The following is a 15,634-nucleotide window of genomic DNA, read 5'->3' as shown; positions in this document are numbered from 1 at the left end:
CGAGGGGCGAATGACAAGAGGACGCCACGCATGAGCAATGAAATCTTTCAAGCGATCGAACAGGTCGGCCGGGAAAAGGGAATCGAGGTCGACATCATCATCCAGGCCGTCGAGGACGCCTACGCGGCCGCGGCGAAGAAATACTTCCGCACCAAGGAGGACCTGGGTGCCAAGTTCGACCGCGAGACCGGCTCCCTCCTGGTCTTCGCCCGGAAGAAGATCGTCGAGGACGTGACCAATCCCGACCTCGAGATCTCGCCGGTCGAGGCCGAAGACCTGGCGCTGCCGGCCAATGACGAGGGGATCGTCGAGATTCACAAGCCCCGGGAAGAGCTGGCTCAGCTCGGTCGGATCGCGGCGCAGGCCGCCAAGCAGATCATCTTCCAGAAGGTGCGCGAAGCCGAGCGGGACAACGTCTACAAGGAGTACATCGGCCGGGTCGGCGAGCTGGTGAACGGCGTCGTCAAGCGGTTCGAGCGCGGCAACATCATCATCGATCTGGGCCGCACGGAGGGCCTGCTCCCCAAGAAGGAGCAATCCAAGGCGGAACGCTACAGCCAGGGGGATCGCATTCGCGCCGTCATCGTGGACGTGGACCGCAACGCGAAGGGTCCCCAGGTGATCCTGTCGAGGACCGACGAGCGCCTCCTCATCAAGCTGTTCGAGATGGAGGTTCCCGAAATCTACGACGGCACCGTCGCGATCGAGAGGGCCGTGCATGATTCCGGCGATCGCGCCAAGGTGGCTGTGCGCTCGAAAGACCGCGACGTCGATCCGGTCGGCGCGTGCGTCGGCATGAAGGGATCGCGCGTGCAGTCGATCATCCGCGAGCTGCGAGGCGAGAAGATCGACATCGTCGAGTTCTCTGACGACGTCAGCACCTTCGTGACCAACGCCCTCAACCCGGCCAAGATCAACCGCGTGCAGATCACGGACAGCGAGAACCGCACCCTCGAAGTCGTGGTGGACGACGAGCAGCTTTCCCTCGCCATCGGCAAGAAAGGCCAGAACGTGCGACTGGCTTCGCGGCTCGTCGGCTGGAAAATCGACATCAAGAGCGAGCAGGAGAAGAAGCGCGAGGTCGAGGCGGAAATGGAGCGGATGGCGCGGGACACGCGCGAGATGGCCACGCTCGAGGGCGTGAGCGAGAAGGTCCTGCAGAAGCTCCGCGAAGGCGGCATCGGCAGCCTCGACGGCATCATCGCCGCCCAGGTGGAAGGGCTGACGCAGATCCCCGGGGTCGGCCCCAAGACGGCCGAGAAGATCGTCGCCGCTGCGGAGGCGGGCCTGCAGGCGCGCGCCGAGCGCGAGGAGGCGGAGAGGCTGCAGCGGGAGCAGGAAGAAGCCGAGGCCGCCGCGCTCCAGGCCGAGGAGCAGGCGAGGCTGGCCGACGAGGCGGCTGCCATAGAGGCCGCGCGGCAGGAGGAGGCCGCGGCGGCCGCGGACGGCGCCGCGGCGGATTCTCAGGCCGAGGACGGCGGAGGGAACGGCGCCTCCGACCAGGAGTACGAGGACACGCAGACGAGCCCCGGAGACACGGAGGCGCCCGAGGGTGTGGATGAGGTGGGGCCTGCTTCCGATCACCGCGAGGAGTCCCTGGCGCCCGGTCCCAAGCCTGCCGGGGATGGGTCCGACCGGCGGACGGAGGACTGAACGATGGCCAAGATTCGGGTTGGACAACTCGCGAAGGAACTGAACCTCAAGGTCTCGGAGATCCTGGCGCGACTCCACGACCTGGGGGTCGAGGCGAAAACGAACCTGAGCACCGTCGAGGATGAGATGGCGGGGCGATTGCGCGCTTCCATGCCGCCCGCCGCCCCGAAGCCCGCCGAAGCTGTGATGCCCAAGAAGGTCGCCGCGAAACCCGCCGCCCCCCACGGCGCGGGGGCCGGAGACCCCGCGATGCGTTCGGTTCCCAAGCCCCCGGTGAAGGCGCGCCCCGCCGCGGCCCCCGTGAACACGGCCGCAGCCAAGTCGTCCGTCACGCCCTCCGCGGCGCTTCCGCGACCGTCCGCAGCGCAGGTCACCACTCCGGCCGGCTCGAAGACGCCGCCCTCCGCCGCGGGCCGGATTTCCGGGCCACCGAGGCATCCCGCGACGGCGGTCCCCGCGCGACCCCAGGCGCCGGCCGGCGCCCCGGGAGCCGCCCCGGCGCCGCCCAAAGCCGGGATCCCGGTGCGAAATTACGCCACGACCACCATCCGGCCGGCCGCGCCTGGGGTACCGCCGCGACCCCAGGTGCCGGGTTCCCTGGTGCGGCCGGCGGTGACCAAAGGTCCGGCGACGACCTCCACCCGGCCGGGACAGTCACCATCGACTGCGACCAGGCCTGTCTCCGGCACAGTTACCGGCCAGAGGCCCGGGGTTGCGGCACCGGCCCGGCCGCTGGTGGGCGTGGGACAGCCTCAGCGCGGGCCGAGGCCGGGGGGGCTCACCTCCCCTGTCCCCTCCTCGACGGGGGCGCGGCCGGTGGCCGGCTCACGCCCCAGCACGACGCCGACGCCGCTCAGACCCGCGGGGCGGGTGGAGCCGGCCAGGCATCAGGCGGGTGCCACCGCTTCATCGGCGACGGCGGCCTCGCCGAGCCCCAGGCCACACGCCGTCCCGCCGCCGCCCCCCAGGCCTGCAGTCCCCTCTCCTCCCGTGATCCCCGACGTGCTCCAGGAGATCACGATCACCGAAGGAGTGACGGTCAAGGAACTGTCCGAGAAGATGGACCGCAAGGCCAAGGACATCATCACCAGGCTCCTGGGACGCGGGATCATGTCGACGATCAACCAGCCGCTCGACGTCAACATGGCCAAGGAGATCTGCCGGGAGTTCGGTTTCGACGCGAAGGTGATCTCGTTCGAGGAGGAGGTGTCCCTCGAGCAGACCAAAGAGGCCGAACCGGCGGACCTGCGGCCGCGCGACCCGGTCGTGACGATCATGGGGCACGTCGATCACGGAAAGACCTCGCTGCTCGACGCGATCCGCGAGTCGAACATCGCCGGCGGCGAGGCCGGCGGGATCACGCAGCATATCGGCGCGTACCACATCCGCCGCAAGGAGCGCGGCATCACGTTCATCGACACGCCCGGCCATGAGGCGTTCACCATGATGCGGGCGCGCGGGGCGCGCGTGACCGACATCGTCGTGCTGGTGGTGGCGGCGGACGACGGCGTCATGCCGCAGACGATCGAAGCGGTCCATCACGCCCGGGCGGCCGGCGTGCCGCTGGTCGTGGCGATCAACAAGATGGACAAGCCCGGCGCGAATCTCGACCGGGTCAAGAAGCAGCTTTCGGACCAGGGGCTCCTGGTGGAGGACTGGGGCGGCGATGTGGTGGCCGTACCGATCTCCGCCAAGCAGAAGCTGGGGATCAACGAGCTCCTGGAGATGATCCTCCTCGTCGCGGACATCGGCGAGCTCAAGGCCGATCCCTCGTCCCTCGCATCCGGCGTCGTGCTCGATGCCCGGCTCGATCGCTCGCGCGGGCCGGTGGCCACCGTGCTGGTGCAGCGCGGCACGCTGCGCATCGGCGATCCGTTCATCGCCGGCGCCATCCACGGCAAGGTACGCGCCATGTTCGATGACCTCGGACACCGCGCCCGCGAGGCCGGGCCCTCCATTCCGGTTGAGGTCCTCGGCCTGGAGGGGGTCCCGGAGGCAGGCAACCCGTTCCAGGTCCTCGAGGACGAGTGGAAGGTCCGGCAGATCGGCGCCTTCCGCCAGCAGAAACTGCGCCAGGAAGCGATGGCGAAATCGTCGCGGCTCACCCTCGATCACCTGTACCAGCAAATCAAGGAAGGGACGGTCAAGGAGCTGCCCCTGGTGGTCAAGGCCGACGTGCAGGGCTCCGTGGAGGCCCTCGCCAAGAGCCTCAATGACCTGCCGTCCGACAAGGTCAAGATCAAGACCATTCATGCAGGATCCGGAGCCATCACCGAGACCGACGTCCACCTGGCCTCGGCGAGCAACGCCATCATCATCGGTTACAACGTCCGGCCGGAGCGCAGCGCCCAGGAGCTCGCCGAGAAAGAGAAGGTCGACATCCGGCTGCACTCGGTGATCTACGACATCACCAACGAAATCAAGAACGCCATGCTCGGGCTCCTGGATCCGGAGGCCAAGGAGGTCTACCTCGGGCGCGCCGACGTGCGCCAGGTGTTCAAGGTACCCAAGGTCGGAACGGTCGCCGGCACCTACGTGTCGGACGGCAAGATCACGCGGAGCGCCGAGGTCCGCCTGCTGCGCGACAACGTCGTCGTCTACACCGGCAAGGTGGCCTCGCTGAGGCGATTCAAGGACGACGCCAGCGAGGTCAAGTCGGGTTACGAGTGCGGCATCGGCCTGGCCAACTTCAACGACGTGAAAATTGGCGATGTGATCGAGGCGTTCAAGGTCGAGAAGATCGCCGTCAAGACCCTCTAGGAGCCTGTCCGAGTGTCGGCCCGGCTCCCGGCCAGCAGGGCCCGGTCGGACCGACGGGGCGGACGTCGTGAACGTGGGCCTGTGCGTCATCGAGATTCGCCTTCCCGGAGTCGCCTCCCTGAAGGAGAAGCGCCAGGTCCTGCGCAGCCTGAAGGACGGGTTGCGGCGGCACTACAACGTCTCGGTCGCCGAGATCGATCACCAGGATCTGTGGCAGCGCGCGACGATCGGCATCGTCGGGATCGCCGCCGCTCGCGTCCCCCTGGAACAGACGTTCGCCTCGATCCAGGGTGAGGTCGAGCGCAAGGTGCCGGGAGACGTATTGAGCTGCGACGTCGAGTATCTCACCTAGTCGCCCGTCCGCCCCGGCGGATCCGACCCGACGGGGATCGGCCGCCACGAGGAATGCCTTGAGCACACGCACCGACCGGGTGTCCGATCTGATCAAGGGCGAGGTCTCGCGCCTGCTCCTGCGCGAAGTGCGCGATCCACGCGTAGGCTTCGTCACCATCACCGGAGCCACCGTCAGCCCCGATCTCAAGAACGTGCGCGTGTACGTCAGCATCCTCGGAGAGCCGCAGGCCCGGCAGGCCTCCATCAAGGCGCTCAACAGCGCCTCCGGGTTCTTCAAGCGCGCCCTGTTCAAGAACCTCGGGTTGCGGTTCGCGCCGGCCGTCCGGTTCGAGCTCGACGAATCGCTCGACCAGGGAGACCGGATCGAGCGCGTCCTGCAGCAGATTCATCAGGGCGGGCGCGGGGCGGCGCGGCCCGACGACGAGGAGGAGTAGATGACGGCCGCGACGATGGACGGCGTCCTGCTGGTGGACAAGCCCGAGGGCCCGACCTCGCATGACATCGTGGCGATCGCGCGGCGGGCGCTGGGGGTGAGCCGGATCGGCCATGCCGGCACGCTCGATCCGATGGCGACGGGCCTTCTGGTCCTGATGATAGGACGGGCGACGCGCCTGGCCACTTTCCTGTCCGGCATGGACAAGACGTATCGCGGCACGCTCAAGCTGGGCGTGGCCACCGACACCTTCGATCGCGACGGGACTCCTGCCGGCCCGCCCCGGCCCGTGCACGTCGACGAGTCGGCGCTGCGCACGGCCTTCGAGACGTTCCGGGGCACGGTCAGCCAGGTGCCTCCGGTCTTCTCCGCCAAGAAGGTGCGTGGCACGCCGATGTACCGGCTGGCGAGGCGCCACAAGCCGGTCTCCCCCACGCCGACGATGGTGACGTTCCGGCGACTCGAGTTCCTCGGGCTCCTGGGAGAGGAGGTCTCCTTCGAGGCCCAGGTCTCCGCCGGGACCTACCTCAGGTCGTTCGCGCACGACCTCGGTGAGATGCTGGGGTGCGGTGCCCACCTGCACTCGCTGCGACGGACGGCCGCGGGGCCGTTCACGCTTCAGGGTGCGCTGACCCCGGATGAAATCCGGACGCTCGGCGCCGGGGCGGCGGGACGCGCCACGCCGATGGATGAGATCCCCCTGGGCATTCCCACCCTGGTCCTGACCGCGGCGGGCATCCACGCGATTCGGCATGGACGACCCTGCGGCCTTGGCGAGGTGGCAGCGCCCCGCCCGCCGCTCCCCCCCGGGCGTTGCCGGCTGAAGGGACCGGAGGGTCGCCTCATCGGCATCGGGGAGGTGCAGCTCCCCGCCCCCTCCGAGGCGAGGCCCGTCATCCGGCCCCACATCGTGTTCGGAGGGTAGGAGCCCGCCCCCCCCATTGGGACGCTCTCATCGGCCCCCGGACAAGCGCTTTACAGCCCCCTGGACCTGTGCTAGAGTGACGCCCTCCCGATGCGCTTCGAGCGACCCGGATCATCGGAACGAGAAGGCAGATGGCGCTGACGAAAGACCGGAAGACCGAGATCATCAGTTCCTTTCAGGCTCACCCATCGGACACCGGGTCACCCGAGGTCCAGATCGCGATCCTGAGCCGCCGGATCGAGGACCTGACCGATCATTTCAATTCGCATGCCAAGGATCATCATTCCCGCCGCGGCCTTTTGAAGATGGTCGGGACCCGGCGTCGCCTTCTGGACTATCTGAAAGATCGGAACGCTGAGCGCTACCGGGACTTGATCAAGAAACTCGGGATCCGCAAATAGGAAGGCGGCGATCCCGGGCGACGGCACCCGCAGCGGTTTCCACGCGCACCGGATGGCACCGTTCAGACGTGACGAACGACTCCGGGGATTACTTGAAGGGAAATCTGGCTTCCTCCTACTTTCCTATCCTTCAGTCTTCCCTTCCCCCGGCGGTGCCCAGGGTCTCGCGTCGAATCCGTCCTCGATCGCCGTCATGGTGCAAAGCTGCCTTCCACTCATCGCCGCGGGTGCCTGAGCGCCCCGGCCCGGACCGCCCCCGAGCGCTGACGGCTCGCCCGGTCTGATTCAGGAGGACGATTTGACCACGACACGCACCCTCGATTTTGGCGGCAGGCCCCTGACGATCGAGACCGGCAAAGTGGCCCGGCAGGCCGACGGCGCCGTCACCGTGCGCTACGGCGACACGGTCGTTCTGGTCACGGCCACCGCCGATCGCCGCGAGAGACCCGGAGTCAGCTTCCTGCCTCTCACCGTCGACTACCGCGAAAACACCTATGCCGCCGGGAAGATTCCCGGCGGTTTCTTCAAGCGCGAGGGCCGGCCGAACGAGAAGGAGACCCTCACGTCCCGCATGATCGATCGCCCCATCCGCCCCCTGTTTCCGAAGGGCTGGTCGTTCGAGACGCAGGTGATCGCCCTGGTCCTGTCGGCCGACCTGGCCAACGACCCGGACGTCCTGGCCATCACGGGCGCTTCGACGTCGCTGTACCTCTCGGACATACCGTTTTCCAAGCCGATCGCCGCGGTCCGCGTCGGGTTGAACGAGACGGGCTACGTCCTCAACCCGACCTACGAACAGATGGAGTCGAGCCGGCTGGACCTGATCGTCGTCGGCAGCGCCTCGGACATCGTCATGGTCGAGGCTGGCGCCAGCGAAGTCTCGGAGCGCGAGATGCTCGAGGCGATCTGGTTCGGACAGGGACACTGCCGGACGCTGGTCGGGCTTCAAGAGGATCTGAGGCGCGAGGTCGGCAGGCCGAAACGGGAGGCGAAGGCCAGGGAGTTCGACAAGGACCTGTACCGCCAGCTCGAGGAGGCCGTCAGGGCCCCCCTGTACCAGGCGATGAAGATGCCCGTGAAGATCGAGTCCTATCGCGCGGTGGCCGCCCTGATGGACGCCCAGATCCAGGCGATCCCCGAAAGCGAGCCGCAGCGGCGCGCCGAGGCCGGGCTGATCCTGAACGACCTGCACAAGAAAATCGCGCGCCACGAGCTCCTGGACGAGCGCCGGCGCTTCGACGGCCGCGCCGCCAACCAGGTCCGCAAGGTCACCTGCGAGGTCGGCGTGCTCCCCCGGACGCACGGCTCGGCCCTGTTCACGCGCGGCGAGACGCAGGCGCTGGTCACCTCGACCCTCGGGACCTCCGAGGACGCGCAGCGGCTGGACTGGCTCGAGGGCGAGTCCGAGAAGCGCTTCATGCTGCACTACAACTTCCCCCCCTTCTCCGTGGGAGAGGTCAAGTTCCTGCGCGGTCCCGGCCGGCGTGAAATCGGCCACGGTGCCCTCGCCGAGCGGGCGCTCCTGCCCCTGATGCCGGGAGAGGACGAGTTCCCCTACACCATCCGGCTGGTGTCCGACATCCTCGAGTCCAACGGCTCCTCGTCGATGGCCTCGATCTGCGGCGGATCGCTGTCGCTGATGGACGCCGGCGTGCCCCTGCGCTCCGCGGTCGCCGGCGCGGCCATGGGCCTGGTCAAGGAAAAAGACAGCTACGTGATTCTCACCGACATCGCGGGGGTCGAGGACCATTACGGCGACATGGATTTCAAGGTGGCCGGCACGCGGGAGGGGATCACCGCCCTGCAGATGGACATCAAGATCGACGGGATCAGCAAGGGGATCATGGACCAGGCCCTCTCCCAGGCGCGCGCGGCACGGATGCAGATCCTGGACGCCATGGACGCCACCCTCTCCAGGCCGCGCGCGAACATCTCGACGTTCGCCCCGCGCATCTTCACGATCCGCATCAACAAGGACAAGATCCGCGAGGTGATCGGACCGGGCGGCAAGATGATCCGCTCGATCATCGAGAGGACCGGCTGCAAGATCGACGTCGAGGACGATGGCCGCATCAATATCGCCTCGGTCGACGAGGGCTCGGCGCTCAAGGCGATCGAGATCATCAAGGAGATCACCGCCGAGGCGGAGGTCGGCAAGACCTACCTGGGCAAGGTCACCCGCATCGCCAACTTCGGGGCCTTCGTGGAGATCCTTCCCGGCATGGAAGGGCTACTCCACATCTCCGAGGTCGCGGAGCACCGCGTCAAGGAAGTCCAGGACGAGATCAAGGAGGGCGAGGAGATCCTGGTGAAGGTGATCGACGTGGACGGCGATCGCATCCGTCTGAGCCGCAAGGCGGTGCTGCGCGACAAGCGGATCGAGGCGGGGGAGCCGGCGGGGCCGGAGCCCGTTGCGGCCGAGCGCGGCCCCGGAGGATCCCGCCGCCCGTTCGGAGGCGGCGGGGGCTCGGGCGGCCACGGCCGCAGGCACCACTCGTCCCGCAACCGCTAGAGAGATCCCGGCCGTCCCCCGGACGACGAACGGGCTGAGCCCCGGGAGCGCATGTGACCCAGAAGCTCGGCGAGTGGCTGATCGGCAAGGGGAAGCTCACCGAGGAGCAGCTGCAGCGCGGGCTGCACGACAAGGCATTCTTCGGCGAGCGGCTGGGCCACAGCCTCATCAAGCTCGGGTTCATCGACGAGGACACGCTCGGCGAGTACCTCGCCGAGATCGCCCGCACGCGCTACGCGCCCGCCCGGCGCCTGGAGACCGTATCGGCCGAAGTCATCGCCACCGTGCCGGGGCGCCTGGCCGCCAAGTACTGCATCGCGCCGATCGCCATCGAGGGGCGGCGGCTGCACCTGGCGATGCGCGATCCCAAGGACCTGATCGCCCTGGACGAGATCGCCTTCCTCACGGGGCTGCCGATCGAACCGTATGTCGCAACCGAGTTTCGCCTGATCCAGGCGATTGAGCGCTACTACGGCATCAGCCTCGGAACGAAGGCGATCCCGGTGGCCCCCGGGCCGATCGAGCCTCAGCGGGCGAGGGTCGCGGCTCCTCTGAAGTCGGCGGCGCCAAAGCCTCAGCTGCCCGAAATCGGGCTCGATGGCCTGCCGCTCAATGCCGACCCGGGTGACCTCGACCAGCCGTTCATGGATGTCTCCCCGGACGTGTCCCCACCGGGTCTGGAGTCGTCCGGACCGCTCCCCCGCTCCCTGCACGCATGGAGGGAGGAGACGCCCGACGCCGCAGTCGGGGAGAACCGGCCCGCCGCCGCGCCGCCGCCCGTCCCCCCCCGTCCGGCGTCGCCGTCGCCCGTCGTGCTGCCTGCCGGGCCGCCGACAGTGACCCGTCCCATCGCGGTCGGGCCGGCATGGTCCGGAAGCCGGTCGTCCGGCGCCCAGGCGGTCCCGGCCACGCCTCCGGTGCTGGCCATCGAGACGGTTTCCGCCAGCCTGCGCGAGGCCGAGACGCGTGACGACGTCTTCGATGCGGTTCTCGATTTCACGGCCACCAGGTTTCTGCGCGCCGCCCTGTTCGTGGCCCAGCCCGACCGTGTCCTGGGGTGGAGCGGGCGCGGCGGGGGCCTCGCACCGACGAGGGTCCGGAACGTCATCGTGCCGCTCGATCGGCCCTCGCTCTTCCTGTTCGTCCGCTCCGGCGCCGACTACTTCTACGGCCCGGTCCCCGACCTGCCGGCCAACGCCAAGTTCTATCTCGACCTCGGGTGTCCCCCACCGGCGCGCGTGCTGCTCATGCCGCTCACCATCGCCGAGCGGCCGGCGGGCATCCTGTATGCGGACAACGGCCCCGACTCGTCCATGGCTCCCGACGTCCAGGAATTCCGTCGTCTGCTGAAGAAGGCGGCGATGGCGCTCGAGATCCTGATCCTGCGCAACAAGATCATGATGATCTAGGATCCTGGCCGGGACATGACCGTCATGCCGGAGCCGCTTCCGAGCCTCACCGAGGTCGAGCAGGGGCTCCTCCTCGACCTTGCGCGTCGATCCATCGCCGCCGGCCTCTCTGGCGGATCCGCCCCCACACTCGACGATCCGCCGGCGCGCCTGCGCCGCGAGCAGGGGGCCTTCGTGAGCCTCCATCGGGGCCGGACCCTGCGCGGCTGCGTCGGAATGGTGTCACCGGGGGGGCCGCTCGCCGAAACCGTGGCAGCCTGCGCCGTCGCCGCCGCCACGCAGGACCGGCGCTTCGATCCGATCCGCTCCTCCGAGCTCGCGGGGCTGACCATCGAGATCTCGGCGCTCGACGTTCCGTTCCGCGTGCGCGAGCCGTCCCAGATCACGCTCGGACTCCACGGACTGATGGTGAGCGCCTCAGGCCGGCGCGGCCTCCTCCTGCCTCAGGTCGCCGTCCAGCAGGGGTGGGATGTCCTGACGTTTCTCGAGGAGACCTGCCTCAAGGCGGGTCTGTCGAGAACCGCGTGGAGAGAAACGGCTGAGGTCGAGGCCTTTTCCGCCCAGGTGTTCGCGGAGGCCGGGCGGGCGGGTCAGTAGACGACGATCGAGTCCCCGATCTCGATCTCGCGGACCGACTGCAGGATCTTGGCGGTCGCGGTCTTCTTCTCGGTGTAGATCACCACCATCTGACCGATCGTCTTGGCCGGGGGAATGTTGTCGTTGTCATCCTTCCAGATCGGCCGGCTCTGGTAGCGGTTGTTCTTGATCGTGTAGTTGTATTTGACTTTCGGAAACTTGTCGTACGGCTCGGTCGGCAGGAACACCGTCAGGAAGTCCCCCGCCTTCAGCCCATCGTCGTACCCCATGTCGATGTCGACGAGCTGCCCCGCCGACGCCCGCTCCTGGCTGTCCCCCACGTGCACGACGTAGCCCGTCGGCTTGTCGGGCGACACCACGGTGAGCCGGTTGAACTCCGGGACCGCCTTCGAGGGGATCGGGGTCACCAGGAGCGGGACCAGCGCGTCTCCCGTCCGGATCTCGTCGCAGGCCATGGAAATCGTGGCGATGGCCGTCGTCTCCTGGGCCGCCAGGACTCTCACCGAGCCAAGCCGCTTGTAGTAGTAGCCGAGGAACTTGTGGGTGACCGGGTGCCGGACCTCCCCCTCGCGGATCACGGCGCTGTACTCGGTGCCGGTCTCCATGTGACCGTTGCTCTGGCCGCGATTCAGGTAGACGATGTCCCCCTCGGTGAGCCCCATTTTCGCCTCGTCTTCCTGATTGGCGATGAAGTAATCGGGCTTCGCTTCGCGCGGCGCGATGTAGCCGGAGCAGCGCAGGTCGTACTCGTCGGTCAGCATCTCGAGCTTCGGAAGGGTGCGGGCGGCGTGCGCCGTGTCCGAGTCCTTCGGCGCCGGGGCCCCGGCTTCCGGTCTCTCGGCCGCCACCTCCGGGCCCTCGGTCGCCGGCTCCTCGGTCGGCTCCGGACCGGTCGGCGCGACGGGCGGGGCGCCTTCCTGGCCCTGCGGCACGATCTCCCCGACCACCGTCGGCCGCGCCGGAAGGAGCAGCGGGTCGCCCGGGTAGATCCAGTGCGAGTCCAGGATGTAGCGGTTCTCGTTCCAGATCTGCGGCCAGAGATACGGATTGCCGAATACCAGGTCGGCCAGGTCCCACAGGGTGTCGCCCGGAACGATGATGTGCAGCGTGGCATCGGGAGGGAACGACTCCGGATCGGGGGGATCGTACGGCGTCCAGTGATCGCCGACCTTCTTGAGGTTCGTCGGAGGCGCCGTCGAGCCGGGCTGCAGCGCGACCCCTTCACTCCTGCTCCTGCCGTGCTTCCGGCCAACCGGGCGGGTGGACTCATCCGCCTGCCGGCCCTCCTCCTGCCCCCGGCCCTCGACCCCCGGCGCGGAGGACGGAGTGCCCTGCGTCTCCTGCGCGGCCGGACGGGCCGTCCCGATGAAACTGCCTGCCAGAACGAGAGCCGCCGCCGACATCAGAAACGCCACGCGCGCTTTGTGCATTCTCCGATCTCCTGACGGCCTGCCGTGTCGAGGACGGCGGGGCGCCCCGGCTACAAAAATATGTGTCGAATCCCCGAAGTCAAGGAGAGAGCGCCGGATGGATGCGCTGCGCCACGGCTGCGATTACGGAGTTGAAATGCGCGGCGCCCGGGGAGCCCGAGGGCTGCCCGCCGGTCAATTCGCGGCATGGCCCCAGAGGAGATCCTGCAGGCCCTTCTCGGCCTCCGGGCAGTGCCCCCCGGACAGGCTGATCGCCTCGCGGTAGATGGCCTCCGCCTCCTGAGGCCTGCCGGCCTCGGCGCTGATCCGGCCGAGCACGACGCGCGGCGCGCAGGCGCGGGGATCGATGCGCAGCGCGCTCCGGATCTCGGCCGCGGCCTGCTGTCCCATTCCGCGCCGGTGGTACAGCAGAGCGAGGTCGGATCGCAGCTTGAGATCGCGGGGGGCGCCGTCGATCGCCTTGCGGTAGTCCTGGATCGCGTCGTCGATCTTCCCCTGCCGGGCCAGGAGGGCGCCGCGAGCCCGCAGCGAGGGGACCGCGAGAGGTCCGCTGCGCTCGGCGGCCGCCCAATGGCGCAGGGCACCCGGCTCATCCCCCTCCGCCAGCAGGTGGAGCGCGAGCCCCTCCCTGGCGGCGCCCATGGACGGATCGTGGCGCAGCGCCGTCTCGAATTCGGCCTGCGCCTCGCCGCCGCGCCCGGCCCGCGCCAGGACGAGCCCAAGGTCGTAATGGATGACGGGGTTTTCGGGGGCCTGCGCCAGGGCGGCGCGGAACAGGGTCTCGGCCGCCGCGTCCGCCCCCGTGATGCCGAAGAAGAGGGCGGCGTTCACGGCTGCGACCGGGACCGGACGGCGCGGCAGCAGACGGCGCAGGAACGCCGGCGCCGGATCCGCCCGGGCCGCCTCGGCATTCCGGATCTCCCGCAGGATCCGGTCTCCCAGCGTCTTGTCGGCACGATCGATCGCCTCCGGCCCTCCGACCCCGCCTCCCGCGGGCTTCCGCATGAAGACACTGGCGGCGAGGTCGACGTACACCAGGCGCCAGTCCGGGCTGTCCGCCAGGTAGCGAAGCAGGACCGAGGCCTCCGGACTGTGCCTGTGGCTCCAGAGCACCGTCCCCGCGCCCAGTTTTCGCGCGGTCTCCTCGAACAGCACGGGGTCACGCTCCAGGGCGAGGTAGGTTCGAAACAGCGTCTCATCGTGCACCTCCAGGCGGCCGTCGATGAAGGTGCGGCGCGCCGGATGCCAGCGCCATGCAAGAAACCCCCCCATGGTCATGTCGTGGATCACTTCCCCCTGCGGCTTCTCCCTGAGCACGAAGTCCGCCGCCCCCTCCGGATAGAGGCCCGGAGCCGGTCCGCTCCCGAAATAGCGCTGCGTGCCGTCCCGCTCGTAGAACCGGTTGGACCAGGTGTCGGCCAGGAAGAAGACCGTGACGAGGAGAACCCCCAGGGCGCCCGCGCTCGACGTCCGGCGGATCCAGACCCGTCCCGTCCCCCGTGTGCCGGCAAGGCGCTCCGCCCTCTCCGTCAGCACCGCCTGGAGCGACGGGACGGCGCAGGGCAGGGAGGCGAGCGCGAACAGCGGGATGTTGCGGCGGGCGAGCAGGGCCAGGACGAACAGGCCCCCGAGCGACAGCGCATCGGCCGGCCGCGCCGCTCTGCGGCCCAGGACCATCCCCGCGATCGCCATCACGGCGAGGAGCGCGAAGGCGGCGATCGAGGTGGTCGGGCCGAACCCGCCGAAGGGGGCCTGAAACTCTGCAATATTGCGTGCGTAGATGTTGTCGGCGGCGATCCGCTCGAACAGGAGCCGCCAGGGGAGGACCCATCCCGCGAAACCGAACGGTGTGACGGCGGTCGCCGCGAACGACAGCACGGCGATTCCCGCCAGGCGCGCGGCCGGCGCGGAGGGACTTGCCGCGGCGGCCCGGACTCCCGGGCGGCGGGCTTCGATCAGGTCGCCGGCGGCCGTGAGGCCGAGGACCATCAGCCCGACGACGTACAGGGCGTGGCAGTTGGCCCAGAGCGCGAGCAGGGCCGGGAGGAGCCAGAGCAAGCGCGGATGCCTGTCGCGCTCCTCGAGGATGGCCAGGAGGGCGGCGAGGAGGAGGAACGACGCCACCTCCGGGCGCGGGCTGAACCGTTCCTGGGAGGCGAGCACGGCGACCAGGCCGAGCGGCGCAAGGAACGCCGTCGAGACCCCGCGGCGCAAGGCGGTCGAACCCATCAGGAGGAAGGCGCCCGCCACGCAGCCGATCTTCAGGAGATCGATGCCGAGCCAGCCGCCGGCGCGGTAGGCGGTGGCCAGCGCGATCTGGAACAGCCAGTGAAGATCGGTCCAGGGCCTGCCGGCCGACGTGTAGGTGAGATCATCGAGACGCGGCACCCGGCCCTCGCGCAGGATCCGCTCCCCCGCCAGGAGGTGCCAGTGCAGGTCGACCTCCGCCAGCTCCGTCAGGCAGAACGATACGCAGAGGAGCGCGATCAGGAGCAAGGCGGTCCGGGACAGCCGATCAGTCATGTGCGGTGCCGGGGTCCTTCTCGGGACGGCAGACCGACAGGCTCGTATCGCCGTAGCGATACGTTCTGGATGGGGAAAGGCCGGCCACGGCCGGCGCCACGGCCGCGGATCGGTGCTCCAGAATCAGCAGGCCGCCCGCCTCGAGGAGTCGGGCCGCGAGACGCAGAGCGCCCTCGAGGGACGGCTCGTCGTAGGGGGGATCGAGAAACATGATGTCGAAGCGGGCCCCGGATCTCCCGAGGTCGCGCAGCAACGCGGAGACCTCTCCTGCGAGGATCTCCGAGGAACCGGACCAGGGGCCGAGGCCGAGGTTGTCGCGGATCAGCCGCAAGGCCCCGCGCTGCCGCTCCAGGAAGACGACCCGCGCGGCCCCTCGGCTGAGGGCTTCGCATCCGACGGCCCCGGTGCCTGCGTAGGCGTCCAGGAAGCGCGACCCGGGCACGCGCCCCCCCAGAATGTCGAACAACGCCTCACGCACCCTGTCGGCGGTCGGCCTGATCCGGAGGCGACCCGGGGCCTTCAGGCGCCGCCCCCTGGCCTCCCCGCCCGTGACTCGCAATTGAGAGCCCGCCCTCCGCTCTATCTCCTGCGGGGTGTGGATTATACACCGCAGCCGGCGATCCCTCCTTTCTTGACT

The 15,634-nt window shown here is 69.0% G+C and carries 12 protein-coding genes and 1 pseudogene; 10 read left to right on the top strand and 3 right to left on the bottom strand.

Annotated features, from left to right (window positions below; genetic code table 11):
- Positions 1-30 precede the first annotated feature (30 nt).
- The 10 genes and pseudogenes from nusA to amrA all read left to right on the top strand — a co-directional run bounded on the left by nusA (position 31) and on the right by amrA (position 11,044).
- Positions 31-1,653, top strand: a complete 1,623-nt coding sequence (gene nusA, locus VGV60_00690) for a transcription termination factor NusA (protein HEV8699773.1) — start codon at positions 31-33, stop codon at positions 1,651-1,653.
- 3 nt (positions 1,654-1,656) lie between these two features.
- Positions 1,657-1,791: pseudogene (locus VGV60_00685) on the top strand (translation initiation factor IF-2 N-terminal domain-containing protein).
- An 864-nt stretch (positions 1,792-2,655) separates the two neighbouring features.
- Positions 2,656-4,413: a translation initiation factor IF-2 gene (gene infB, locus VGV60_00680; protein HEV8699772.1), complete on the top strand. Its 1,758-nt coding sequence runs from the start codon at positions 2,656-2,658 to the stop codon at positions 4,411-4,413.
- 67 nt (positions 4,414-4,480) lie between these two features.
- Complete coding sequence (locus VGV60_00675) at positions 4,481-4,765, top strand: DUF503 domain-containing protein (GenBank protein HEV8699771.1); 285 nt, start codon at positions 4,481-4,483, stop codon at positions 4,763-4,765.
- Positions 4,766-4,823: 58 nt separating this feature from the next.
- The gene (gene rbfA / locus VGV60_00670; GenBank protein ID HEV8699770.1) at positions 4,824-5,201 is read left to right on the top strand and encodes a 30S ribosome-binding factor RbfA; all 378 of its coding nucleotides are present in this window, start codon (positions 4,824-4,826) and stop codon (positions 5,199-5,201) included.
- A complete protein-coding gene (truB, locus tag VGV60_00665) occupies positions 5,202-6,125 on the top strand; it encodes a tRNA pseudouridine(55) synthase TruB (protein HEV8699769.1) in 924 nt (307 codons plus the stop codon). It abuts the gene before it with no gap.
- A gap of 131 nt (positions 6,126-6,256) precedes the next feature.
- Positions 6,257-6,526 (top strand): 30S ribosomal protein S15, encoded by a 270-nt coding sequence (gene rpsO, locus VGV60_00660; protein HEV8699768.1) that lies wholly within the window; start codon positions 6,257-6,259, stop codon positions 6,524-6,526.
- A 298-nt stretch (positions 6,527-6,824) separates the two neighbouring features.
- Positions 6,825-9,038 (top strand): polyribonucleotide nucleotidyltransferase, encoded by a 2,214-nt coding sequence (gene pnp / locus VGV60_00655; protein HEV8699767.1) that lies wholly within the window; start codon positions 6,825-6,827, stop codon positions 9,036-9,038.
- 53 nt (positions 9,039-9,091) lie between these two features.
- Positions 9,092-10,447, top strand: a complete 1,356-nt coding sequence (locus VGV60_00650; protein ID HEV8699766.1) for a hypothetical protein — start codon at positions 9,092-9,094, stop codon at positions 10,445-10,447.
- A 15-nt stretch (positions 10,448-10,462) separates the two neighbouring features.
- Complete coding sequence (amrA, locus tag VGV60_00645) at positions 10,463-11,044, top strand: AmmeMemoRadiSam system protein A (protein HEV8699765.1); 582 nt, start codon at positions 10,463-10,465, stop codon at positions 11,042-11,044.
- Here amrA and VGV60_00640 read toward each other — a convergent pair.
- From VGV60_00640 to rsmD, 3 genes are all read right to left on the bottom strand, one after another.
- Complete coding sequence (locus VGV60_00640) at positions 11,038-12,474, bottom strand: hypothetical protein (protein HEV8699764.1); 1,437 nt, start codon at positions 12,472-12,474, stop codon at positions 11,038-11,040. The two genes, amrA and VGV60_00640, sit on opposite strands and share 7 nt — an antisense overlap.
- Before the next feature lie 174 nt (positions 12,475-12,648).
- Positions 12,649-14,997 carry a tetratricopeptide repeat protein gene (locus VGV60_00635; GenBank protein HEV8699763.1) on the bottom strand — a complete coding sequence of 783 codons (2,349 nt, stop codon included), beginning with the start codon at positions 14,995-14,997 and terminating at the stop codon, positions 12,649-12,651.
- Entirely contained in the window at positions 14,990-15,556 is a 567-nt protein-coding gene (gene rsmD / locus VGV60_00630; protein ID HEV8699762.1) for a 16S rRNA (guanine(966)-N(2))-methyltransferase RsmD, read from the bottom strand. Before rsmD ends, VGV60_00635 begins: the two co-directional genes overlap by 8 nt.
- Positions 15,557-15,634: the final 78 nt, after the last annotated feature.

The sequence above is a fragment of the Candidatus Polarisedimenticolia bacterium genome, from assembly GCA_036001465.1.
Taxonomy (GTDB): domain Bacteria; phylum Acidobacteriota; class Polarisedimenticolia; order Gp22-AA2; family Gp22-AA2; genus Gp22-AA3.
Note: the sequence above shows the minus strand (reverse complement) of the source record. Positions and strands in the feature narration are given on the sequence as shown.